This is a genomic window from Streptomyces sp. NPDC088246 (genome assembly GCF_044741025.1).
In the GTDB taxonomy this organism is placed as follows: Bacteria; Actinomycetota; Actinomycetes; order Streptomycetales; family Streptomycetaceae; genus Streptomyces.
On sequence record NZ_JBIURV010000020.1, the window covers coordinates 133,410 to 155,851 of the forward strand.

Genomic DNA, 22,442 nt, shown 5'->3' on the forward strand with positions numbered 1-22,442 from the left:
CCTACCCTCCGCTGCAGCTCAGCTCAGCCGCTCGGTTTTGTGGTCGCGTTCGCTTCGCTTGCGCTGCGGGCAGGTGCCGCCTTCGTACCTCAGGCGCCCCCTACCCTCCGCTGCAGCTCAGCTCAGCCGCTCGATGACCATCGCCATGCCCTGGCCGCCGCCCACGCACATGGTTTCCAGACCGAACTGCTTGTCGTGGAACTGCAGGCTGTTGATCAGCGTGCCGGTGATCCGGGCGCCGGTCATGCCGAAGGGGTGGCCGACGGCGATGGCGCCGCCGTTGACGTTGACCTTCTCCAGCGGCAGGCCGAGGTCGCGGTAGGAGGGGATCACCTGGGCGGCGAACGCCTCGTTGATCTCGGCCAGGTCGATGTCGCCGATGGTCAGCCCGGCGCGCGTCAGCGCCTGCTTGCTGGCCTCCACCGGTCCGTATCCCATGATCTCGGGGGAGAGGCCGGAGACACCGGTCGAGACGATCCGGGCCAGCGGGGTCAGGCCCAGCTCGCGCGCCTTGGTGTCGGACATGATCACGAGCGCGGCGGCGCCGTCGTTGAGCGGGCAGCAGTTGCCCGCGGTGACCAGGCCGTCGGGGCGGAAGACCGGCTTCAGGCCCTGCACGCCCTCCAGGGTGACGCCCGCGCGCGGGCCGTCGTCCTTCGAGACGACCGTGCCGTCCGGGGTGGTGACCGGGGTGATCTCGCGCTCCCAGAAGCCGTTCTTGATGGCTTCCTCGGCGAGGTTCTGCGAGCGGACGCCGAACTCGTCCATGTCCTGGCGGGTGACGCCCTTGAGCCGGGCCAGGTTCTCCGCGGTCTGCCCCATCGCGATGTACGCGTCCGGGACCAGGCCGTCCTCCCGCGGGTCGTGCCAGTCGTCGCCGCCCCGCTCGGCGCGGGCCGCGGTGCGGGCCTCGGCGTCGGCGAACAGCGGGTTGTGCGTGTCCGGGAGGCTGTCGGAGTTGCCCTTCGCGAAGCGGGACACCATCTCGACACCGGCCGAGATGAAGACGTCGCCCTCACCGGCCTTGATGGCGTGCAGCGCCATCCGGCTGGTCTGGAGGGAGGACGAGCAGTAGCGGGTGACCGTGCAGCCGGGAAGGTGGTCCATCCCCATCTGTACGGCGATGATGCGGCCCAGGTTGTTGCCCTGCTCGCCGCCGGGGAGGCCGCAGCCGAGCATCAGGTCGTCGATGTCCTCCGGGTCCAGCTCGGGCACCTTGGCCAGCGCGGTCCGGATGATCGTGGCGGTCAGGTCGTCCGCGCGCAGGTCCTTCAGCGAACCCTTGAAGGCCCGGCCGATGGGGGAACGGGCAGCAGAGACGATCACGGCTTCGGGCATCACGCGGCTCCATGAGGGCTGGAAGGCGGGTTCTGGCAGGTGCTGACTTGGAAGTTACCTGTACGTAGCTGCTGGGTCACCGGGCAGCGCATGTGACGCCGACCTCTTTTCTAAGCGACCGCTCAGTCGATCAATTGGCGGGCAGGTTGTGCGACTCCCCGTGCGACTCTCCATACGGCTCCTTGTGTGCGTCCTCGTGTGCCTCCTCGTGCGAGTCCCCCTGTGGTTCCCCGTGCGAGTCCCCCTGTGGTTCCCCGTGCGTCTTCGGGGGTGCCTCTCCATGTACCTCCGGGTGCGGATGGGGCTCCGTGGCCGCGGGCAGACGCCGCCGCCTGCGGTGCTTGAGGAGCGCCCAGGGCGCCCGCGCCCCCGTGACCTCCGTACCGGCCTCCCTGGCCGCCTGGGAGGCCGCCTTGGCCACCGGCAGCATGTCCTCGCGCCGGGCCCCGTCCAGACGGTCGGACTCCGGCCACAGTCCCAGCACCGCACAGAGCGTGGGCAGGACCGCCATCGCCGCCGTGGCGTACCCCTCCGCCGACGGGTGGTAGTTGTCCGGACCGAACAGCTCCCGCGGATTCGCCTCGAACTCCGGCCCCAGCAGGTCGCCCAGCGACACCGTCCGTCCGCCCTGCTCCACCGATCCGATCGTCTGGGCCGCCGCCAGCTGCCGGCTCACCCGCCGGGCCATCCAGCGCAGCGGCTGGTAGACCGGCTCGATCGTGCCGAGATCCGGGCACGTGCCCACCACCACCTCCGCACCCGCCGTACGCAGCCTGCGCACGGCGGTGGTCAGACAGCGCACCGACTGGGTGGCGGGCATCCGATGCGTCACATCGTTCGCCCCGATCATGATCACGCACACGTCGGGCGTACGGGACGGGTCGGCGAGCAGCAGCGAGACCTGCCGCTCCAGATCGTCCGACCGGGCGCCCGGCTGCGCCACATTGCGCAGATCCACCGGCCGCTCGGACACCGCCGCGAGCCCCGATGCGAGCAGCGCGCCCGGTGTCTGCCCGGCCCGGCGCACCCCCTGCCCGGCCGCCGTCGAATCACCGAGCAACCCCAGCCGCAATGGGTCCGCAGGGCCGGCGAACGCCACCCCGTACCGCCCGTCCGCGCTCGGCGGAACCGGTGCGATACCGCCGCCCACCTGCCGTTTCGCCAGCTGGACCTCCGCCAGCAGTACGCCTGCCGCCGCCGCGCCGAGCAGCCCGATGCTGCCGCCGCCGTAGGCCGCGCCCGCTGCGATCCGCCGTGCCACCCTTGCCCTCGACACAGTCCGGTCCACCTCCTCGTTGCTGTACCGCCGTACATACAGCTAACTGCCCCGCAGTGACCGTCGCTCAATCGCTTCGCCCAATCCCGTGCCCGTACGCATACGCTTGCCGCACCATCTCGGAGACCCCGGAGTACACGGTGCAATTCCACGATTCGATGATCAGTCTCGTAGGCAATACCCCGCTGGTGAGGCTGCGCAGTGTGACGGCCGGCATCCAGGCGACGGTCCTGGCCAAGGTCGAGTACTTCAATCCCGGCGGTTCGGTCAAGGACCGCATCGCCCTGCGCATGATCGAGGCCGCCGAACAGAGCGGCGAGCTGCAGCCCGGTGGCACGATCGTCGAGCCGACCAGCGGCAACACGGGCGTCGGCCTGGCGATCGTCGCCCAGCAGAAGGGATACAAGTGCATCTTCGTCTGCCCGGACAAGGTGTCCACGGACAAGATCAATGTGCTGCGCGCCTACGGTGCCGAGGTCGTCGTCTGCCCGACGGCCGTTGACCCCGAGCACCCCGACTCGTACTACAACGTCTCGGACCGGCTGGTCCGCGAGACACCGGGAGCCTGGAAGCCCGACCAGTACTCCAACCCGAACAACCCGCGCTCGCACTACGAGACCACCGGTCCGGAGCTGTGGGAGCAGACGGACGGGAAGATCACCCATTTCGTCGCGGGTGTCGGCACCGGTGGCACGATCAGCGGCACCGGCCGCTATCTGAAGGAGATCAGCGGCGGCTCGGTCGAGGTCGTCGGTGCGGACCCGGAGGGGTCGGTCTACTCCGGCGGTTCCGGACGTCCCTACCTCGTCGAGGGCGTCGGCGAGGACTTCTGGCCGAGCGCGTACGACCGTACGGTCACGGACGAGATCGTCGCCGTGTCCGACAAGGACTCCTTCCAGATGACCCGTCGCCTCGCCAAGGAGGAGGGCCTGCTGGTCGGCGGCTCCTGCGGCATGGCGGTCGTCGCGGCGCTGGAGGTCGCGAAGCGACTGGGCCCGGACGACGTGGTCGTCGTCCTGCTGCCCGACAGCGGCCGCGGCTACCTGAGCAAGATCTTCAACGACGAGTGGATGGCCGACTACGGCTTCCTGGAGGACACCGGAACGTCCGCACGCGTCGGGGACGTACTCGACCACAAGGACGGCCCGATCCCGACGCTCGTCCACATGCACCCCGAGGAGACCGTCGGCGAGGCGATCGACGTCCTGCGCGAGTACGGCGTCTCGCAGATGCCGATCGTGAAGCCGGGCGCGGGCCACCCGGACGTGATGGCCGCAGAGGTCATCGGTTCGGTGGTGGAGCGGGAGCTGCTGAACGCGCTGTTCGCGCAGCGCGCCTCGCTCTCCGACCCGCTGGAGAAGCACATGTCGCCGCCGCTGCCCCAGGTCGGTTCCGGCGAACCGGTCGCGGACCTGATGGCGGTGCTCGGCGGCACGAACGCGGCGGACGCGGCGATCGTGCTGGTGGAGGGCAAGCCGAAGGGTGTGGTCAGCAGGCAGGACCTGCTGGCGTTCCTGGCCAAGGACGCGTCGGCCGGCAAGCCGTAGCCGGCTCGGAGGCCGGGCTTCGCGAAAACGGTACGAGCGCGACACGTACGCGCAGCACCGGCTTAACACGAGTCCGGCAGATTGATGGGTGTCGGCAGGGAAACCCGCCGACACCCCGTACGGCGACACGGATTACGGAGCGGCTCCCGGACCTCCACCGTCGCCAGGACGCGGTGACCGGCCCTGACCCGGACCGTGTCCCTCGCGGGGACCGCCGTCGTCCCGCCCCCTGGGAAACCGGGGGTGCGGCGGTCCCCGCGATACATCCATGTGCGACGGCCATCTGCGCGGACGTGTGCGACGGTCATGTGCGCAGAACCGTGCGACGGGCAAGTGCCTGGACCGCCGGGGCGCCGTTCGTGCCCCCGGCGGCGCCTCACCCGGCCGGTGCGGCCGCCCAGCTCGCCAGCAGCGCGATGCGTTCCGCGGTCTCGCTGCCGGGCTCCGGGGTGTAGACCACCAGGGACTGGCCGGAGTCGCCGGGCACGCCGAGCGTCTCGTACGGGAGGGTCAGCTCGCCCGCGACCGGGTGGTCGATGCGCTTGACGCCGTAGGTCTTCGCCTTCACCTGGTGATCCGCCCACAGTCGGCGGAAGTCCTCGCTCTTCATGGACAACTCGCCCACCAGCGTGGCCAGTTGCTTGTCATTGGGGTGCAGCCCAGCGTCCAGTCGCAGATGGGCGACCGTCTCCGCCGCCACCGCGGCCCACTCCGGATAGAGCTCGCGCGTCGTCGGGTCGAGGAAGACCTGCCGCGGGATGTTCAGCTCTGCCGGGGGCATCCGCGAGTAGCCGACGACCGCGTCCCCCAGCGCGTTCCACGCCAGTACGTCCATCCGGCGGCCCAGGATGAACGCCGGGGCCCCGCCGAGCGTGTCCAGCAGCAGGCGCAGACCGGGGCGGACCCGCTGGGTGGCGGGCGGGGTCGAGGCGCGCGGCCCCGGGCGTGCCACCGTACGCAGATACGTGTGCTCCGTCTCGTCCAGCTGGAGCACCCGGGCGATCGCGTCGAGCACGGCGTTCGAGACGCTCGGGCCGCGCCCCTGTTCCAGCCGGATGTAGTAGTCGACGCTCACTCCCGCGAGCTGCGCGACCTCCTCGCGCCGGAGTCCGGGAACCCGCCGTCGTCCGCCGTACGCGTTCAGCCCCACGTCCTCGGGCTGGATGCGGGCCCGCCGTGAGCGGAGGAAATCACCGAGGTCGCCGTCCATGACACCGATCGTAGAAGAAGCGCGGGCGCCGAACCTGGTACTGGCAGACCCAGGAACAACGCATCCCTGGGTAGCCGGGCGGCAGCCGCGCAGAGTGGGACCAGGGCCGGGGAAACGCCCCGGTCCTGAGAGCGCAAGGAGTACGGACATGTCGTACGGGACCCTCGCGGGCCGCACCGCCGTCATCACCGGAGCCGCCAGCGGAATGGGCGCCGCGACCGCCCGGCTGCTCGCCGCCCAGGGAGTCAGGGTCGCACTGCTGGCCCGGCGAGCGGAGCGGCTGGAGGAGCTGGCCGCCACGATCAAGGCGGAGGGCGGTGAGGCGCTCGCCGTCACCGCCGATGTCACCGACCAGGCGTCCGTGGAGGCCGCGGCCGAACGGGTGCACAGCACGTTCGGGCAGGTGGACCTGGTGGTCAACGCGGCCGGTGTGATGCTGCCGAACCCGGTGGACGAGGGCCGGACGGACGAGTGGCAGCGGATGATCGACACCAATGTGACGGGCGCCCTTCGGATCATCCGGGCCTTCACATCCGACCTGGTGGCGGCGGCCGCCGACGGCCGCACCGCGGACCTGGTGAACATCTCGTCCATCGGCGCGCACGTCGCGTTCCCCAACTACGCGGTGTACGGGGCGACGAAGGCCGCGCTCACCTACCTCTCGTCGTCGCTGCGCACGGAGTTCGGACCGCGCGACGTCCGCGTCACGAACATCGAACCGGGTCTCACCGACACGGAACTGGGCGGCCACATCGACAACGCCGAGCTGAGTGGGCAGCTCGACGGCATGTTCGACGCGATCGGGGCACTGTCGAGCCACGAGATCGCCGATCTCGTGGCCTACGCCACCAGCCGGGCACGCCACATCAACCTGCGCCAGCTGATCGTGCTGCCCACCCGCCAGGCGTAGCGCCCCGTGTCCTCGGGGCCCGGCCCGCGGCTCTCAGTCCTCCCAGTCGGACTCAGTGCGCCCGGAACGGTGCCGGAACCAGGGCCGGCTGCGGGCGGCGTGCACGGCATTGACGGCGACGATCCCGAGCCAGGCGACGACCAGGCCCCCGGTATGGGCGGCCGCGGCGCCGATCGCCGACAGCGGAATGGCCAGGATCAGCGAGATGATCCCGAAGCCGTAGCGCTCGCCGAAGTTCCCCATGGGCTGCGGCGGGCGCGCACCCCTGGCGACGCTCACCTGCTGCTCGGCGAGATGGCGCCGGACACGGCGGTCGAGCGTGGTGTCGAGACGCTGCTCGACCTTCTCCAGGAACGACTCGACGAGCGCGGACTCGTAATCCAAACCCAGCTCACTACGGGCATGCAGGGTGGCATCGAGCTCGCTCTTGAGCTCACGGTCACGGGTATCCATGCCCTTTACCGTACGAATCGGGGGTGCCCGGGGCAGTGGGGCTATCCCCCCTCTTTCGCCGGCCCCGGTGGAGCCGGTGGCGGTGTCCGTGACGGCCGCGCGACCTCCGTCGAAAGTCGTCCGTAACATCCGGCACGGCCGGAGCGTGTTCATGGCAAGAGTGTTTCTTGGGTGCGATGGATGGACGGGGGACGATGCCGATGGGGTCCGAGGATTTCGACGCGTTCTACACGGCGACGGCCAAGCGCCTGGTCGCCACGGTCTACGCCGTGACCGGCGATCTGGCGGAGGCGGAGGACGCGGTGCAGGAGGCATATGTGCGGGCCTGGCAGCGATGGGACCGGCTGGCACGCGATGGCGATCCGCTGCCCTGGGTTCGGACGGTGGCCATTCGGCTGGCGATCAGTACGTGGCGCAGGGCGCGCAACCGGGTGCGGGCGCACTTCCGGCACGGGCCGCCCGAGGAACTGCCCGGCCTCTCCGTGGACCGGGTGGCGTTGGTCGGCGCGCTAGGCGAGCTGAGCGCCGAGCAGCGTCAGGTCGTGGTCCTGCACCATCTGCTGGATCTCCCGGTGGAAGAGGTGGCGCGCGAGGCGGGAGTGTCGAACGGCGCAGTACGGACCCGGCTCCACCGGGCCCGCAAGATCCTCGGCGAGCGACTCGCCGACACCGTTGTCACCACCGAGCGAGTGGGGAGCGTTCGTCATGTCTGAGGTCGAGGAACTGCTGGACGGCGTCGTGGTGAGGCTGCCCGCCGCCGAGGAGATCCGGGCGAAGGGGCAGCGGCGCCGTGCGCGCCGCAGGGCCGCGACAGCGGCGCTGTGCACCGCCGTACTGCTGGTGGCCGGAGCCTGGGCCGTGCTGCCGGACGGGACGGACGGGCAGGGGAGGCGTGGCACGGTCGCCACTGCGCCGGACAACCCGTTCCGCAAGGACGGCCTGATCCAGACACCGCGGGCGGACGAGCTGCCCTTCTACGAGAAGTGGCACTGGAAGGCGGACGAGGGCCTGCCCACCGACGCCGATCCGCAGGACGAGTCCCTGCCGCAGGTGGGTCTCGACGGAGCCTGCCCGGGTACGTCGGCCCAGCCGGGCGCGGTCGACCGGATCAGCTACAGCCGGCAGTACAGGGGCAGGGACAAGGCCGTGGCCCAGCACTGCATCGTCGAGTACGACGACGCGGCCACGGCCCGGGAGCAGTTGCGGCACATGGGCGACGTGCTGGCGTCATGCGGTCTGCGGCCGGTGTCGCAGAGCTCGGGGAAGGCGGAGGACGGGAGCAGCACCTGGTCCGGCACCGTGGAGGGCGGCCGCACGCTGTGGGTGTTCACGCGGCGCTGGAATTCCTGGGTCTCGGTCACCGAGGTCCTGGACGGCGTGCGCACATCCTGAGCGCAGGGGCGTCCGGTCCCGCGCTCCTGCTGCATATGGACATGCAGACGCCTTGCTGGCTGAATGGATTCGTCGGCGCCGGATCGCGGTGCGACGGATCTACCGAGGGGACAGCATGAGCGGGAGCAGCCCGGCCGCGCGGTTGCAGCAGCTCTTCGAGGGGCGCCGGCTCACACCGACGCAACGGCGCATCGCGCACTCCATGGTGCGCAGGGCCGCCGAGGTGCCGTTCCTGTCGAGCGTCGAGCTGGCCGAGCTGGCCGGGGTCAGTCAGCCATCCGTCACCCGGTTCGCCGTCGCCCTCGGATTCGACGGCTATCCGGCGCTGCGAAGGTATCTGCGGGATGTCGCGCCGGGGCCCGCCGAGCCGGGTGAGGGGGCGGGTGAACGTGCGTACAACGAATACCAGCAGGCTGTCCTCGGCGAGATCGAGAATCTGCAGCACCTCGCCGAGCTGCTCGCCGACCCCGGCCCCGTCGAGCGGGCGGGGCGACTGCTCGCCGCCTCCCGGCCGCTCCCCGTGCTCGGACTGCGGGCCGCCTCCTCCCAGGCGCGCGGGTTCGGGTACTTCGCGGCCAAGGTCCATCCCGATGTCCGGGTGCTCGACGAGGGTGGCAGCATGCTGCACGACCGGATCGACGCCGCGCGGCGGGCGGGCGCCACGGCGCTGATCTGTTTCGCGCTGCCCCGGCATCCGAAGGAGGTCGTGGACGCCCTCGCGTATGCGCAGGAACAGGGGCTGACCGTGGTGTCGGTCGCCGATTCGCCGTTCGCTCCGGTGGCCAAGCACAGTGACCTGCTGATCCCGGCAGCCGTCGGCACCGGGCTCGCCTTCGACACCGCGTGTGCGCCGATGCTGCTGGGGCGGGTGCTGCTGGAGGCGATGTGCGACGACCTGCCCGACGCGCAGGCGCGGCTGGAGGAGTTCGACGCGCGAGCGGTGGCGCGGGGGCTGTTCGTCGAGTGACGGGTGGCGGCGACGGCCCGATGGGGATCACGTACTGAGGGCGGCCCCACCGACCTCGGCGATTCTCAGACACCGCTCATTTACGGCTATTAATCTCCCGGCCCAGAAGGATCAGAAGGAGCTGCGGAGAGGGGTACGGACGTGGGGCGCGGAGCGCAGTCGTTGGCGAGGGTGGCCGTGATCGTACGGGCCGGAGCCGCATTGTTGTGGTGGCCGGGGCTGCTTGCCGCGGCGATCGGCGCACTGGTGCCGGGGCTCACCGGACGCCGGATCGGACTGCTGGCCGGAGCAGCGCTGTTCCTGGTCACCGCGGCCGTGGTGGCGCTCGTACGCGGCCGGAGGTACGCGGAACTGGCCAGGGGCGCCACCCGCGCCGGACGGTCCGACTTTCTCCAGGACCGGGCCGTGACCGTACGCAACTGGCGACGCGGGCACCGGTGGTGGCTGCTCGGGGCGTTCCTCGTAGCGGTGGCGAGCGCGTTCCTGTTGCCCGGGGCCGGCGGGATGGTGCTTGCGGGCGCGGGGGCCGGGCTCTGGATCAAGGCCGTCAGGATCGGGCAGCGCGAGCGCCGGGACGACACCCTGTACTGGGTGCGGACCGACTGGGTGGAGCGCGGACGGCCCGCGGGCAAGCAGGTGAAGGGGTATCGGACGACCGGGCCGATGGCGGGTGACGCCGCGCCCGGCGGGGCGCGGCGTCGGCGCTGAGGCCGCCGGGTCAGACCTCCAGCTCGGCCTCGATCCGCTTCAGCTGGTGGCGGGCCATGGCCAGGTTGGCGCGGCCCTTGTCCAGCACCAGGTACAGGAAGAGGCCGTTGCTGCCGCGGGCCTTGAGCAGCCGGATCAGGTGGTACTGGCCGCCGAGTGTGATCAGGATGTCCTCGATCTCGTCCTGGAGGCCGAGGTGCTCCATCGTGCGGAGCTTGGCGCGTACGACATCGGTGTTGCCCGCGGCCGCGACCTCCAGGTTGAAGTCCTTGCCGCCGCCGAGGGTGCCCAGCGCCATTCCGCTGGTGTAGTCGACGAGGGCGACACCGAGGGTGCCCTCGATGGACGTCATCGCTTCCTTCAGTGACGCTTCGGTGTTCGCCATGAGTGCTCGATTTCCTTTCCTGGCCGGCCGGGACGACCGGATCCGTGGGTTGTTTCGGGGGCAGGTGGTGTTACGTGCGGTGAGGCAGCGGTCCGGGCTGTGCGGGACGCTGCTCGGGGGCGCGGGCCGGGGGCGCCGGCTGTGCGGCGCGTTCCAGTGCGGTGTCGACCAGTTCGCCGATACGGGTGCCCGCCCGGCGGCCCTCCAGATGGAGCCTGCCGACGTTGATCCGGTCCTCGGCCAGCAGCGTGAGGACGGCCGAGGAGCCTGCGGCGTACGTCGCGATGTAGCCGCTCTCGCCCCGTACGAGAAGTTCACGGAAGCCGCCCCGGCCGGTCGCGTCCGCCATCCGGATCGCGACGCCGAGCGCGGCCGCGGTCAGTGCGGCGACGCCCTCCGCCTCCACGCCCGGGGTGTCATGGGCCAGGACGAGACCGTCGGTGCTGGCCGCCAGGGCGCCGGAGAGGAGCGGGACCCGGGCCCGTAACCGCTGGAGCTCGGCCAGGACATCCTGTACTTCGGCCTCGGGCACCATCAGCTGTCTCCTCCCGGCACGCTGTCTGAGCGCGCGTATCACAGGGCCTCCAATGCGTCTCGGAGCCGGCGCAGCAGGGCGACGTCGGGATCGGCCGTGACCTCGGGAAGTGCGGCCCGGCCGGGGGCGGTCGCGGCCGGCGGCTCCCGTACCGCTTCGACCAGCCCTGCCGCGGCCAGGCGTCGCAGACCGACCAGTACGTGGAATGCCGGCCTGCCCAGCTTCTGGGCGATGTCCGATGCGGTACGCACCCCGTCCACGAGATCGAGCACGCGGCGCCGGCCCGGCGGAACGGGTGCGTCGACGGGGCGGGCCGTCCGTACGAGCGGTGCGCTGTCGGTCACCGCGTCGGGCCAGATCCGCTCCAGCAGCTCCCGGCGCCTGAGCGTCTCGCGCTGCACGGCATCGACGGGGACGGGGCGGACGGGGCCGATCCAATGGGAGACCCCGTAGCGGAAGCGGGCCGGGGTCCGGGTGGGGGCGAGCGCGAAGAACGCCGCGTCGTACAGCGCGCCGAGGTGGCACAGCTCCAGCGCCCCGCCCGGCACCCGCCCGCTGTCCACCAGATAGCGGCCGACCCGCTGCCCGGCGCCCGCCCTGGCGACCGCCTCCCACCAGCCGTCGCGGTGCAGGGCGCCGCCCGTGGTGAGCAGGACGTCTATACCGGGTGTCGCCGGGCTCTCGGCGTGCACCACCTGGCCCTCGGCGAGATAGAGGGTGCCGCGGTCGCGCATCAGGGCGCCGGTGGCGCGTTCGTCGGCGAGGCGCTGCAGCATGGGCGAGAGGGCCGTGACCGGGGCGGGGGCGGTTCTCATGCAAGGACCAGCCGCTCGGCCGTCTCGCCCAGCCGTATCCGGGCGAGGGCCAGGTTGCCCTCCGCGCGGTCGAGCCACAGATGGACGAAGACGCTGCTGTCGAAGGCCGTCTCGACGAAACGGAGGATGTGGTACCCGGCGCGGGTGGTGACGATGACGTCCTCCACCGGCGGCGGCGCTCCCGCAACGGCCTTTTCCGGTAAAGCGGTTGACGGTCCGGTGGCCCCCAGTGCGAAGACCGGCTGCTCGGCCGCCATCCTCGCGACCTCGGCCGTCTCCGCGGCGGTGGCCTCGTGATCGCCGTTGGGCGATTCGCCGATGGTGCCGAGGGCGAGGCCGCTCGTCCAGTCGACCACCGCGGCGCCGCGGGCACCGGGCAGCCTCATGACCTCGAGCAGGCACTCGTCGATTCCGGGCACGCGCACTCCCCTCCCGACGTGGCGTACGGCTGTGACCCAGAGGCTACGCAACGTGCTCGCCCCAGGTGGAGGTTCTGGCATTTTCCATAGGTACATGCGTAAGAGATCTTCGAAGCGCGCGCTGGAGGTGCGCCGGGGCGCCCTGTGCGCGGGGCGGCCGGGTGCTGTTCGTCCAGCTGTTGGCGCGGGACTGTTGACTACGAGTATTCAGGCCATCAGGATGTGAATAGAAGATTTACAAGTTGCGAGGAGGCATCGCCATGTCAGGACCCCGCCCCGTACGGGCACCGCGCGGTACGGAACTGAGCGCCCTGGGATGGCAGCAGGAGGCCGCCCTGCGCATGCTGCAGAACAACCTCGACCCCGAGGTCGCCGAGCACCCCGACAAGCTCGTCGTCTACGGCGGCACCGGCAAGGCGGCCCGCGACTGGCGCTCGTTCGACGCGATGGTGCGCACGCTGCGGACGCTCAAGCAGGACGAGACCATGCTCGTCCAGTCCGGGCGTCCGGTCGGCGTCATGCAGACGCACGAGTGGGCGCCGCGTGTACTGATCGCCAACTCCAACCTGGTGGGCGACTGGGCGAACTGGGAGGAGTTCCGTCGCCTGGAGGCGCTCGGGCTCACCATGTACGGCCAGATGACCGCCGGATCGTGGATCTACATCGGTACGCAGGGCATCCTGCAGGGCACGTACGAGACGTTCGCCGCCGTCGCGGCGAAGAAGTTCAACGGGACGCTGGCCGGCACCATCACCCTGACCGCCGGACTCGGCGGCATGGGCGGCGCCCAGCCGCTCGCCGTGACCATGAACGACGGTGTCGCGATCTGTATCGACTGCGACCCGCGCGCCATCGAGCGCCGGATCGAGCATCGCTACCTGGACGTGCGCGCCGACTCCCTGGAGCACGCGCTCCAGCTGGCCACCGAGGCCCGGGACGCCCGCAAGCCGCTCTCCATCGGCCTGCTGGGCAACGCGGCGGAGCTGCTGCCGCGGATGCTCGCCGAGGGCGCACCGATCGACATCGTCACCGACCAGACCAGCGCGCACGACCCGCTCGCGTACCTCCCGATCGGCGTCGACTTCGACGACATGGCCTCGTACGCCGCCGAGAAGCCCGCCGACTTCACGCAGCGGGCGCGCGAGGCGATGGCCAAGCACGTCGAGGCGATGGTCGGCTTCATGGACGCCGGGGCCGAGGTCTTCGACTACGGCAACTCGATCCGTGGCGAGGCTCAACTTGCCGGGTATGCACGGGCCTTCGACTTCCCGGGCTTCGTTCCCGCCTATATCCGGCCGCTCTTCTGCGAGGGCAAGGGCCCCTTCCGCTGGGCGGCGCTCTCCGGTGAGGCGTCCGACATCCACAAGACCGACAAGGCGATGCTCGAACTCTTCCCGGAGAACGAGTCCCTGCACCGCTGGATCAAGATGGCCGGTGAACGCGTCCACTTCCAGGGGCTGCCCGCCCGGATCTGCTGGCTGGGTTACGGCGAGCGCGACCGGGCCGGCGAGCGGTTCAACGACATGGTGGCCTCCGGCGAGCTGGCCGCTCCGCTGGCCATCGGGCGCGACCACCTGGACTGCGGCTCCGTGGCCTCCCCCTACCGGGAGACCGAGGCCATGCTCGACGGGTCCGACGCGATCGCCGACTGGCCGCTGCTGAACGCCATGGTCAATGTGGCGTCGGGGGCCTCCTGGGTCTCCATCCACCACGGCGGCGGCGTCGGGATGGGACGCTCCATCCATGCCGGGCAGGTGACCGTCGCCGACGGCACGAAGCTGGCGGGCGAGAAGATCCGCCGGGTGCTCACCAACGACCCGGGCATGGGCGTCATCCGGCACGTCGACGCCGGGTACGACATCGCGGAGTCCGTCGCCGCGGACAAGGGCGTGCGCGTACCGATGACGGAGGGGCAGTGACCCGGGAGGACGGCGGTGGGGCGGTGACCCGGGAAAGGGACGGGGCCGGGGACGGCGCACCGTCGTTCCAGGCCATGTGGCGCGAACTCCTGCCGGTCGGCCGGCATCAGGACAGCGGGGGCTACCGCCGCTACGCCTGGACCGGGGCCGATGCCGACTGCCGTGCCTGGTTCCGGGCGCAGGCCGAGGCGCGCGGGCTCACCTACGAGGTCGACCGGAACGGCAATCAGTGGGCCTGGCTCGGTGACCCCCTCGCGGGGGACGCCGTGGTCACCGGATCGCATCTCGACTCCGTACCGGACGGCGGCGCCTTCGACGGGCCGCTCGGTGTGGTCTCCTCCTTCGCCGCGCTCGACGAACTTCGCCGCAGGGGCGCGGAGTTCACCCGGCCGCTGGCCATCAGTAACTTCGGTGACGAGGAGGGGGCCCGCTTCGGGCTCGCCTGTGTGGGCTCCCGGCTCGCCGCCGGACAGCTGACCGTCGAGGCGGCACACCTGCTCCGCGACGGTGACGGCATCACCCTGCCGCAGGCCATGGAGGCGGCCGGATACGATCCCGACGCCATCGGCCCCGACCCGGAACGGCTCGCCCGAATCGGTGCGTTCGTCGAACTCCATGTCGAGCAGGGGCGCGCCCTCGACCTCACCGGTGACCCGGTCGGCATCGCTTCCGCGATCTGGCCGCACGGGCGCTGGAGGTTCGACTTCCGGGGCGAGGCCAACCACGCGGGCACCACCCGGCTGGCCGACCGGCGCGACCCGATGCTCACGTACGCCGAGACCGTGCTGGCCGCCCGCCGCGAGGCGGAGCTCGCCGGAGCCGTCGCCACCTTCGGCAAGATCAGTGTCGAGCCGAACGGTGTCAACGCCATCCCCTCCCTCGTCCGCGGCTGGCTCGACTCCCGCGCCGCCGACCAGGACTGCCTCGACGCCGTGGTCGGCGGCATCGAGCGGGCCGCCCGGGAACACGCCGAGCGGGCCGGGATCGACCTCGACGTCGTACGGGAGTCCTTCACGCCCGTAGTGGAGTTCGAGCACGCCCTGCGTGACGAGCTCGGCAAGATCCTGACGGGCCGGGGCGACGCCGATCGCGCCGTACCCGTCCTCGGTACCGGCGCCGGACACGACGCGGGTATTTTGTCCGCTTCAGTTCCTACCGCCATGCTGTTCGTGCGGAACCCCACCGGGATCTCGCACTCGCCGGCCGAGCACGCAGCCGAGGACGACTGCGTGGCCGGGGTGATCGCTCTCGCCGATGTACTGGAAGGTCTCGCGTGCAGCTGACAACGGAACCGACGGGCACGCCCGTCACCGTGACGTACTGGTTGTCCCACGCCTGGCTCGGCACCCATGTCGAGCCGGGCGTCGCCCTGGACGTGTCCGGCGGGATCGTCGCGGGCGTCCGCACCGGCGTCGCCACCCCGCCGCCGGGCGCCACCGTGCTGCGCGGGCTCACCCTTCCCGGGCTCGCCAACACCCACTCGCACGCCTTCCACCGCGCCCTGCGCTCCACCGTCCAGGTCGGCTCCGGCACCTTCTGGACGTGGCGCGAGACCATGTACCAGATCGCCTCCCGGCTCACCCCCGATTCGTACTACGACCTCGCCCGTGCCGTGTATGCCGAAATGGCCCTGGCCGGTATCACCGCGGTCGGCGAATTCCACTATCTGCACCACGCTCCGGGCGGCACCCCGTACAGCAACCCGAACGCGATGGGCGAGGCGCTGATCGCGGCGGCGGGCGAGGCCGGTATCCGGATCACGCTGCTGGACACCGCCTATCTCTCCGCCGGATTCGGCCGGCGTCCCACCCAGTACCAGGAGCCCGACCAGCACCAGCTGCGCTTCTCCGACACCACCGCGGACGCCTGGGCCGAACGCGCCTCCCTCCTCAAGGGCGGCGACCACGCCCTGATCGGCGCGGCCATCCACTCCGTACGCGCCGTCCCCGCCGCACAGCTCGCCACCGTGGCCGCCTGGGCCGAGGAGCGGCAGGCCCCGCTCCATGTCCACCTCTCCGAACAGACCGCGGAGAACGACGCCTGCCTCGCCGCCCACGGCTGCACGCCCACCCGGCTCCTCGCCGACCACGGGGTCCTCGGCCCGCGCACCACCGGCATCCACAACACCCACCTCACCGGCGAGGACATCACGCTCCTCGGCTCCTCGGCGACCGGCACCTGCATGTGCCCCACCACGGAACGCGACCTCGCCGACGGAATCGGTCCGGCCGTCGCCCTCCAGCGCGCCGGCTCGCCGCTCTCCCTCGGCAGCGACAGCCATGCCGTGATCGACCTCTTCGAAGAGGCCCGGGCCATGGAGCTCAACGAGCGGCTGCGCACCCGGGCGCGCGGTCACTGGACGGCGGCCGCCCTGCTGCGCGCCGCGACCGTCGACGGACATGCCGCGCTCGGCCGGCCCCGGGCGGGCATCATCGAACCCGGTGCACCCGCCGATCTGGTGACCGTTGCCCTGGACTCCGTCAGAACTGCGGGGCCGGTGCCCCGGCTCGCTGCCGAAACAGCCGTATTCGCCGCCTCCGCAGCTGATGTGCGGCACACGGTCGTGGCAGGCCGGCACATCGTCCGTGACGGTCAGCACACGCTGGTCGAGGACGTCCCCGCGGCACTCGCCTCGGCCATCGGTGCACTGCACCGCTGAGCGCACCGACCCGGAGACCGCCGATCCGGAGACCGCCGTGCGGGGCGCCCCGACCGGCGCCCCGCAGGCCCACCGACGGGCCGCCCCGCAAGCCGATACACAAGGAGAGCAGTCTCCCGATGACGACGACCGCCATCACCAACATCGCCAGTCTGGTCACCAACGACCCCTCCCTCCGCGCGGATTCCCCCCTGGGCCTGATCCGGGACGCGGCCGTCGTCATCGAGGGCGACCGGGTCGTCTGGACCGGTGAGTCGAGCAAAGCACCCGCCACTGACAACGCCGTCGACGCGGGCGGCCGGGCGGCGATCCCCGGCTTCGTCGACTCCCACTCCCACCTCCTGTTCGCGGGCGACCGCACCGAGGAGTTCAACGCCCGGATGTCCGGCCGCGCCTACAGCGCGGGCGGCATCAGGACCACGGTCGCCGCCACCCGCGCCGCCACCGACGACGAACTCTCTGCCAACGTCGCCCGATACCTCGCCGAGGGCCTGCGCCAGGGCACCACCACCTTCGAGACCAAGTCCGGCTACGGCCTCACCGTCGAGGACGAGGCCCGCGCCCTGCGCATCGCCGCCCAGCACACCGAAGAGGTCACCTACCTCGGCGCCCACATCGTCTCCCCGGACTACGCCGACGACCCGGCCGGCTACGTCGACCTGGTCACCGGGCCGATGCTCGACGCCTGTGCCCCGTACGCCCGTTGGGTCGACGTCTTCTGCGAGAAGGGCGCCTTCGACGGCGACCAGGCCCGCGCGATCCTGACCGCGGGCATCGCGAAGGGCCTGCACCCCCGCGTCCACGCCAACCAGCTCGGCCACGGCCCCGGCGTCCAGCTCGCCGTGGAACTCGGCGCCGCCTCCGCCGACCACTGCACCCACCTCACCGACGCCGACGTCGACGCCCTGGCCCAGGGCACCACCGTCGCCACCCTGCTCCCCGGCGCCGAGTTCTCCACCCGCGCCGCCTGGCCGGATGCCCGCCGCCTGCTCGACGCGGGCGCCACCGTCGCGCTCTCCACCGACTGCAACCCGGGCTCGTCGTTCACGTCCTCCATGCCCTTCTGCATCGCCCTCGCCGTACGCGACATGGGGATGACCCCGGACGAGGCCCTCTGGTCCGCCACCGCGGGCGGCGCCGCGGCCCTGCGCCGTACGGACATCGGCCGCATCGCCCCCGGCGCCCGCGCCGACCTGGTTCTGCTCGACGCACCCAGCCATGTCCACCTGGCCTACCGGCCGGGCGTGCCGCTGGTCCACGCGGTCTGGCAGCGCGGCGAACGCGTCGTCTGACCCGCACAGCACGACGCGAACGCGCCGCCCGGCACGGTGCCGGGCGGCGCGTCATGTCACAGCAGGGCGAACAGGGCCCGACGCGGTTCTAGGCCCAGGGGATCCACCCCGGCGCCATCCACGTCGCCGCCGCGGCTCCGCACAGAAGGCAGAGTGCCTTGTCCGCCCAGCGGGGCGCGCCGAGCTTGACTGCCGCGTCTGCCGCTTCGACCGTGATCAGCAGACCGCTGAGGAGGACGAGAGGACCGTCGCTCCAGGTGATTTCCGGGCGGCCGATGGCCAGCCAGCCGACCGCGATGCCCACCAGGCACAGGCAGGTGTAGAGCGCGCACGGGCTGGGCCTGGAGCGGAGTTTGTTCCTCGACCGGTGGACGAAGATGAGCGCGAGCTGCGCCAGCAGCGCTATCAGCGCGAACATTGTGCACGACTCCTAGAACTTGCAGGCATTCTGGATGGCGGAGATGCCGAGGAGCGCTGCGATGGCCTTGCGGTGTGTCGAGGTCATCTTCCGGCGCTTGGTGTAGGTGCGGATGAGGTTCACCGTCTTCTTGACGCCGATCCGCTTCACCAGCCGGATGGCGGTCAGCACACGTGCCGAGGAGCCTACCGGCGTCAAGGTGGCGATGACGCCGGCGATGGCCGCCGCGCACTTGGTGATCTTCCACGTGGTCGACCGGAACCCGGGGTCGATCACGATGGGGAAGGCGCTGGCCGAGGAGAACTCGACTTCCTGGACGATCTTGTTGCCGACGACCTTGTAGGCGGTGGGCACGTCCTTGCCGTTGGCGCCCTTGGCCCGGGGGCGTCGAAGAAGGCGGCGGCTTCCTTCGCGGGTGCCTTCTCGGCGTTGTCGTCGCCCGCCGAGTACAGGGAGACGGAGCCGTCGTCGTGCGTGACCGCGCTCATGCCCGCGGGGATCTGGAAGCTGGTCTCGTAGGTCTTGGGGGCCGCGCTGCTCTTCAGGATGTTCAGCGTGCGCGAGCCACCGTCAGCGGTGGGCTGGACCACGGTGTCGACGGGCCCGGTGGAGTTGTAGACGACGTTGCCTCCGACCTGGGTGCCCTTGGAACCGGCCTCCGGAATGGAGAGCTGGTTGGGCATGAGGGAGTTCTTGACGTCGATGGAGTTGTTCTTGCCGTCCCAGGGGACGGAGATGACGTTGTCCTCGGTCACCGCGATGGAGGCGTACGTGGAGTCCGACGAGGTGGCCGCGGTGATGTCGGCCGCGTCGGAGTAGGTGTTGGCCGGCCCCAGCGTGTTCTCGGCGGCGGTCGGCTTCCAGGCGGTGTCGACGGTGAAACGGACCGGGGCGGACCAGCCGTTGGCGCAGTGCTCGCCGCCGTAGGTGGTGGTGCGGCTTTGCCGGGCATGCGGAAGGGCCCGCCCCCGGCATCAGCCGTGGGGGCGGGCCCTTCCACAAGTCCGGCGTACGGTAAGCCCGTTCACTCCTCCAGGGTCAGTCCCTTGCGGAGTCTGACCAGCGTGCGGGAGAGCAGCCGGGACACGTGCATCTGCGAGATGCCCAGCTCCTCACCGATCTCCGACTGCGTCATATTGGCGACGAACCGGAGCGAGAGGATCGTGCGGTCCCGGCCCGGCAGCGAGGCGATCAGTGGCTTCAGGGACTCGACGTACTCGATGCCTTCGAGTCCGTGGTCCTCGTAGCCGATGCGGTCCGCCAGCGCGCCCTCGTGGTCGTCCTCCTCGGGCTTGGCGTCCAGCGAACTCGCGGTGTACGCGTTGCTCGCGGCCATCCCCTCGACGACCTCGTCGTTGGTGATGCCGAGGCGGTCGGCGAGCTCGCCCACGGTGGGTGAACGATCCAGCTGCTGGGCGAGCTCGTCGCCCGCCTTGGCCAGGTCGAGCCGCAACTCCTGCAGTCGGCGCGGGACGCGCACGGACCAACTGGTGTCGCGGAAGAAGCGCTTGATCTCGCCGACGATGGTCGGCATCGCGAACGTCGGGAACTCCACACCCCGGCTGAGCTCGAAGCGGTCGATCGCCTTGATCAGGCCGATGGTGCCGACCTGGATGATGTCCTCCATCGGTTCGCTGCGGGAGCGGAACCGGGAGGCGGCGAACTTGACCAGGGCCAGGTTCAGTTCGACGAGCGTATTGCGGACGTACGAGTACTCGTGGGTGCCCTCTTCGAGGGATTCGAGCCGCGCGAAGAGCGTCTTCGACAGGGCCCTGGCGTCCAGCGGCCCCACTTCGTCGTAGGGCGGGATCTCGGGAAGTCCTTCGAGACCGTCGGTGACGCCGTAGTTGTCGACGCTGTCGACGGCGGTGCTGCTGGTGCTGCTACGCGTGCCGTCTCCGGCGTTCGCGGCAGGGGAGTCTGAGTGGGTCAGTCCCTGAGGACATGCTGACGTCGCGTCGTGGGTACGCGGTCCGTCGAGCCGGGGTGACATGATCGCCTCCATCGTTCTCGGCATATGGCTGCCGATGCCCATACGTGTTTCCTGCGGTGAAGCGGCGCCTCCAAAGCCGGCCGTGTTTTGGGTGTCCCCCTACCCTTACCCGGTTCGGACGGGCAGTTACAAGCTCTAATTGAGGCTATATGTCCGATATGTTGGGGTCTTCGGGTGTCGCGTGGCGTACGGAACGCGTACTGTTTCAAGAACGTCAGCGACGGCTACAACGAATCTGCGCACGCTGAGACGCAAGCAGTGACGACGGCGAAGAGGGACGGGCATGGACCGCGGGACGGTCGGCAGTGCGAACCGGGGTCGGCTTCAGGTCGAGGCCCGTACCGAGGGGCGCAGCGAGGTCGTGACGCCGGTGGGTGAGCTGGATCACCACACGGCGGATCTGCTGCGGGAACCCCTGGAGAGCGCGGTCGAGCAAGGGCGAGTACGCCTGGTGGTCGACTGCTCGCGACTCGAATTCTGTGATTCCACCGGGCTCAATGTGCTGCTCGGTGCCCGCCTCAAGGCAGAGGCGGCCGGGGGAGGGGTCCATTTGGCCGGAATGCTGCCGGTGGTGGCGCGGGTCTTCGAGATCACCGGGGCCGAGGCGGTCTTCACCGTCCACGACTCCCTGGAAGCGGCCCTGGACACATGATCGCGGCGCCTTTCGCGGCCCCGGGTGCCTCATGTGTTGCCCGTGTCACGCGATCCGCGTAGACGAAGTGGGTGTTGTCGCGATTCGGCCGGGCAGGAGACACCCGGCGGAGTCGTGGGCGGCCCGCGCACTCTGTATCTGTATTTGTAACTGATCAATGGCGACATGGTGAATCGGTGAGGTGAAGCGCTGATGAGCACCACCCGGCAGCATCCGCCGGGCGACCGCGGCCGCGAGCCGGAGGGCGCAGGCGTGGGCGCACGCGCGGACGCGGACGCCGGCGCGGCCTCCTCCGAGGCGGTGGAGCGGCAGTGGCGCACGTTGTCGCTGCGGGGAGTCGGCGGCATCGTGCCGACGGCCCGCGACTTCGCCCGCCAGGCGCTTCACGACTGGGGCTGGCTCCCTGCGACGAGCGCCGACGGACGGGCGGCCGCCGAGGACGTCCTGCTGGTCGTCTCCGAGCTGGTCACCAACGCCTGTCTGCACGCGGACGGTCCCGAGGAACTGCGTATCGCCTGCACGGCGAAGGTGCTGCGGGTGGAGGTCGTCGACGGGGGTGCGGGACAGCCCGCACCGCGCACCCCGCACCGGGCCGGCCGGCCCGGCGGGCACGGCATGTTCATCGTGCAGCGGCTCTGCCTGGACTGGGGCGTCCTGCGGGTGGCGGGCCGAGCAGGAAAAACCGTCTGGGCGGAGCTGGCCGCCCCCGCGTAGTCGCTGATTCGGTACGTGGGGGCGCATGGCCCTGCATTTGCACCTTTGAAGAGCGCGCCGGATCGGCGCGCTCTTTGTCTTCCCTCCACAAGGCCCCAGGCGTACCTTGAGCGCCCGATCTGATGTGCCGTCAGTTAAGTGGTGAGGGGAACTCAAGGTGTCCTACCAGAAGCGAACAGCTCTCGCGCTGGCGTCCGCGCTGGCGGGCACGGTGGTGCTGATGGCCGCGCCCGCCGCCCACGCCACGGTCGTGGACGTCGACTACCAGTGCAAGACCCCGATCGGGGACAAGAGCGCCGTGTCTCCCATCGACATCAAGAGCGTCAAGAGCGGCGGAGGCTACAAGCTCACGATGTCCTTCCAGAAGGGCGTCTCGTCCAGCCCCGTCGAACTGGGCAAGGGTGCGATGAGCCCCAGCGCGGTCATCAAGGTGGGGGGCGCGGACTCGGGTCAGGTCCAGGTCTCCGGTGCGCCGAACTCCGCCGCCATCCCCGCCAACACCCCCATCAGGATCAGTGACCTGTCGGGTACGTACACCCCCAAGAAGAGCGGCAAGGCCGACTTCACCGCCGGTGTGCTGACCATCAAGGCGCTGGGTACGACCACGACCTGCACCCCCTCCAACAACCCGGGGCCGTCGCTGCGGCTCGATGTGACGGCCGCGGGCAACGCGCAGAGCACCCAGGACAACGGCGGGCAGTTGCCGAAGACCGGTCCGCTCGACTCGGCCGTGGCGCTCGGCACGCTCGGTGGCACGGTGCTGCTGACCGGTGCGGCCGGGGTGCTCTGGCTGACCAGGCGCGGGCAGGGGGCCGTGCGCCGATAGGGCGTTTCCTCCGG

At 70.7% G+C, this 22,442-nt stretch carries 25 protein-coding genes; 14 read left to right on the top strand and 11 right to left on the bottom strand.

Annotated elements, in window-relative coordinates:
* Positions 1-117 precede the first annotated feature (117 nt).
* Positions 118-1,338 carry an acetyl-CoA C-acetyltransferase gene (locus ACIPEK_RS26420; RefSeq protein WP_402000613.1) on the bottom strand — a complete coding sequence of 407 codons (1,221 nt, stop codon included), beginning with the start codon at positions 1,336-1,338 and terminating at the stop codon, positions 118-120.
* A 130-nt stretch (positions 1,339-1,468) separates the two neighbouring features.
* A complete protein-coding gene (locus ACIPEK_RS26425; RefSeq protein ID WP_402000736.1) occupies positions 1,469-2,599 on the bottom strand; it encodes an SGNH/GDSL hydrolase family protein in 1,131 nt (376 codons plus the stop codon).
* A gap of 155 nt (positions 2,600-2,754) precedes the next feature.
* Here ACIPEK_RS26425 and ACIPEK_RS26430 point away from each other — a divergent pair, with 155 nt between their 5' ends.
* A complete protein-coding gene (locus ACIPEK_RS26430; protein ID WP_383068077.1) occupies positions 2,755-4,161 on the top strand; it encodes a cystathionine beta-synthase in 1,407 nt (468 codons plus the stop codon).
* A gap of 376 nt (positions 4,162-4,537) precedes the next feature.
* Here ACIPEK_RS26430 and ACIPEK_RS26435 read toward each other — a convergent pair whose 3' ends face one another.
* On the bottom strand, positions 4,538-5,371 hold the full coding sequence (locus ACIPEK_RS26435; RefSeq protein ID WP_402000616.1) for a helix-turn-helix transcriptional regulator: 834 nt from the start codon (positions 5,369-5,371) through the stop codon (positions 4,538-4,540).
* A gap of 148 nt (positions 5,372-5,519) precedes the next feature.
* Between ACIPEK_RS26435 and ACIPEK_RS26440 the strand changes: the two genes are divergently transcribed.
* On the top strand, positions 5,520-6,281 hold the full coding sequence (locus ACIPEK_RS26440; RefSeq protein WP_402000619.1) for an SDR family oxidoreductase: 762 nt from the start codon (positions 5,520-5,522) through the stop codon (positions 6,279-6,281).
* A 33-nt stretch (positions 6,282-6,314) separates the two neighbouring features.
* Here the strand turns inward: ACIPEK_RS26440 and ACIPEK_RS26445 are convergent, their stop codons facing one another.
* Positions 6,315-6,734, bottom strand: coding sequence for a hypothetical protein (locus ACIPEK_RS26445; RefSeq protein ID WP_402000622.1), 420 nt, complete (start codon positions 6,732-6,734; stop codon positions 6,315-6,317).
* 194 nt (positions 6,735-6,928) lie between these two features.
* Here ACIPEK_RS26445 and ACIPEK_RS26450 point away from each other — a divergent pair, with 194 nt between their 5' ends.
* The 4 genes from ACIPEK_RS26450 (at position 6,929) to ACIPEK_RS26465 (ending at position 9,801) form a co-directional block, all read left to right on the top strand.
* Positions 6,929-7,447, top strand: a complete 519-nt coding sequence (locus tag ACIPEK_RS26450; protein WP_402000625.1) for a SigE family RNA polymerase sigma factor — start codon at positions 6,929-6,931, stop codon at positions 7,445-7,447.
* Entirely contained in the window at positions 7,440-8,126 is a 687-nt protein-coding gene (locus ACIPEK_RS26455; RefSeq protein WP_402000628.1) for a hypothetical protein, read from the top strand. The genes ACIPEK_RS26450 and ACIPEK_RS26455 overlap by 8 nt, the downstream gene beginning before the upstream one ends.
* Before the next feature lie 115 nt (positions 8,127-8,241).
* Complete coding sequence (locus ACIPEK_RS26460) at positions 8,242-9,093, top strand: MurR/RpiR family transcriptional regulator (protein ID WP_402000631.1); 852 nt, start codon at positions 8,242-8,244, stop codon at positions 9,091-9,093.
* 141 nt (positions 9,094-9,234) lie between these two features.
* The gene (locus ACIPEK_RS26465) at positions 9,235-9,801 is read left to right on the top strand and encodes a hypothetical protein (protein WP_402000634.1); all 567 of its coding nucleotides are present in this window, start codon (positions 9,235-9,237) and stop codon (positions 9,799-9,801) included.
* A gap of 10 nt (positions 9,802-9,811) precedes the next feature.
* Here the strand turns inward: ACIPEK_RS26465 and ACIPEK_RS26470 are convergent, their stop codons facing one another.
* The 4 genes from ACIPEK_RS26470 to ACIPEK_RS26485 all read right to left on the bottom strand — a co-directional run bounded on the left by ACIPEK_RS26470 (position 9,812) and on the right by ACIPEK_RS26485 (position 11,955).
* Entirely contained in the window at positions 9,812-10,186 is a 375-nt protein-coding gene (locus ACIPEK_RS26470) for a hypothetical protein (RefSeq protein WP_402000637.1), read from the bottom strand.
* A gap of 70 nt (positions 10,187-10,256) precedes the next feature.
* The gene (locus tag ACIPEK_RS26475; RefSeq protein ID WP_383068063.1) at positions 10,257-10,721 is read right to left on the bottom strand and encodes a roadblock/LC7 domain-containing protein; all 465 of its coding nucleotides are present in this window, start codon (positions 10,719-10,721) and stop codon (positions 10,257-10,259) included.
* Positions 10,722-10,759: 38 nt separating this feature from the next.
* Positions 10,760-11,536, bottom strand: a complete 777-nt coding sequence (locus tag ACIPEK_RS26480) for a transcriptional regulator (protein WP_402000640.1) — start codon at positions 11,534-11,536, stop codon at positions 10,760-10,762.
* Positions 11,533-11,955, bottom strand: coding sequence for a hypothetical protein (locus ACIPEK_RS26485; protein ID WP_402000643.1), 423 nt, complete (start codon positions 11,953-11,955; stop codon positions 11,533-11,535). Before ACIPEK_RS26485 ends, ACIPEK_RS26480 begins: the two co-directional genes overlap by 4 nt.
* Positions 11,956-12,215: 260 nt before the next feature.
* Between ACIPEK_RS26485 and hutU the strand changes: the two genes are divergently transcribed.
* The 4 genes from hutU to hutI all read left to right on the top strand — a co-directional run bounded on the left by hutU (position 12,216) and on the right by hutI (position 17,825).
* The gene (gene hutU / locus ACIPEK_RS26490; RefSeq protein WP_402000646.1) at positions 12,216-13,874 is read left to right on the top strand and encodes a urocanate hydratase; all 1,659 of its coding nucleotides are present in this window, start codon (positions 12,216-12,218) and stop codon (positions 13,872-13,874) included.
* A gap of 74 nt (positions 13,875-13,948) precedes the next feature.
* Entirely contained in the window at positions 13,949-15,157 is a 1,209-nt protein-coding gene (locus tag ACIPEK_RS26495) for an allantoate amidohydrolase (protein ID WP_402000739.1), read from the top strand.
* Positions 15,148-16,533, top strand: coding sequence for a formimidoylglutamate deiminase (locus tag ACIPEK_RS26500; protein ID WP_402000649.1), 1,386 nt, complete (start codon positions 15,148-15,150; stop codon positions 16,531-16,533). Before ACIPEK_RS26495 ends, ACIPEK_RS26500 begins: the two co-directional genes overlap by 10 nt.
* A 119-nt stretch (positions 16,534-16,652) precedes the next feature.
* Positions 16,653-17,825 carry an imidazolonepropionase gene (gene hutI / locus ACIPEK_RS26505; protein ID WP_402000652.1) on the top strand — a complete coding sequence of 391 codons (1,173 nt, stop codon included), beginning with the start codon at positions 16,653-16,655 and terminating at the stop codon, positions 17,823-17,825.
* Positions 17,826-17,913: 88 nt separating this feature from the next.
* On the opposite strand, the gene ACIPEK_RS26510 is transcribed toward hutI, so the two are convergent.
* Positions 17,914-18,243, bottom strand: coding sequence for a hypothetical protein (locus ACIPEK_RS26510; RefSeq protein WP_402000655.1), 330 nt, complete (start codon positions 18,241-18,243; stop codon positions 17,914-17,916).
* Between the two features lie 12 nt (positions 18,244-18,255).
* Complete coding sequence (locus tag ACIPEK_RS26515) at positions 18,256-18,597, bottom strand: hypothetical protein (RefSeq protein WP_402000658.1); 342 nt, start codon at positions 18,595-18,597, stop codon at positions 18,256-18,258.
* 327 nt (positions 18,598-18,924) lie between these two features.
* On the opposite strand from ACIPEK_RS26515, the gene ACIPEK_RS26520 reads away from it, so the two are divergent.
* Positions 18,925-19,062: a hypothetical protein gene (locus tag ACIPEK_RS26520; RefSeq protein ID WP_402000661.1), complete on the top strand. Its 138-nt coding sequence runs from the start codon at positions 18,925-18,927 to the stop codon at positions 19,060-19,062.
* Positions 19,063-19,267: 205 nt separating this feature from the next.
* Here ACIPEK_RS26520 and ACIPEK_RS26525 read toward each other — a convergent pair whose 3' ends face one another.
* Positions 19,268-20,236 carry an RNA polymerase sigma factor SigF gene (locus ACIPEK_RS26525; RefSeq protein ID WP_402000742.1) on the bottom strand — a complete coding sequence of 323 codons (969 nt, stop codon included), beginning with the start codon at positions 20,234-20,236 and terminating at the stop codon, positions 19,268-19,270.
* A 283-nt stretch (positions 20,237-20,519) separates the two neighbouring features.
* On the opposite strand from ACIPEK_RS26525, the gene ACIPEK_RS26530 reads away from it, so the two are divergent.
* The 3 genes from ACIPEK_RS26530 (at position 20,520) to ACIPEK_RS26540 (ending at position 22,428) form a co-directional block, all read left to right on the top strand.
* On the top strand, positions 20,520-20,888 hold the full coding sequence (locus tag ACIPEK_RS26530) for an STAS domain-containing protein (RefSeq protein ID WP_093898739.1): 369 nt from the start codon (positions 20,520-20,522) through the stop codon (positions 20,886-20,888).
* Between the two features lie 192 nt (positions 20,889-21,080).
* Positions 21,081-21,602 (top strand): ATP-binding protein, encoded by a 522-nt coding sequence (locus ACIPEK_RS26535; protein ID WP_402000664.1) that lies wholly within the window; start codon positions 21,081-21,083, stop codon positions 21,600-21,602.
* Positions 21,603-21,759: 157 nt separating this feature from the next.
* Positions 21,760-22,428, top strand: a complete 669-nt coding sequence (locus ACIPEK_RS26540; RefSeq protein ID WP_402000667.1) for a peptidase — start codon at positions 21,760-21,762, stop codon at positions 22,426-22,428.
* Positions 22,429-22,442: the final 14 nt, after the last annotated feature.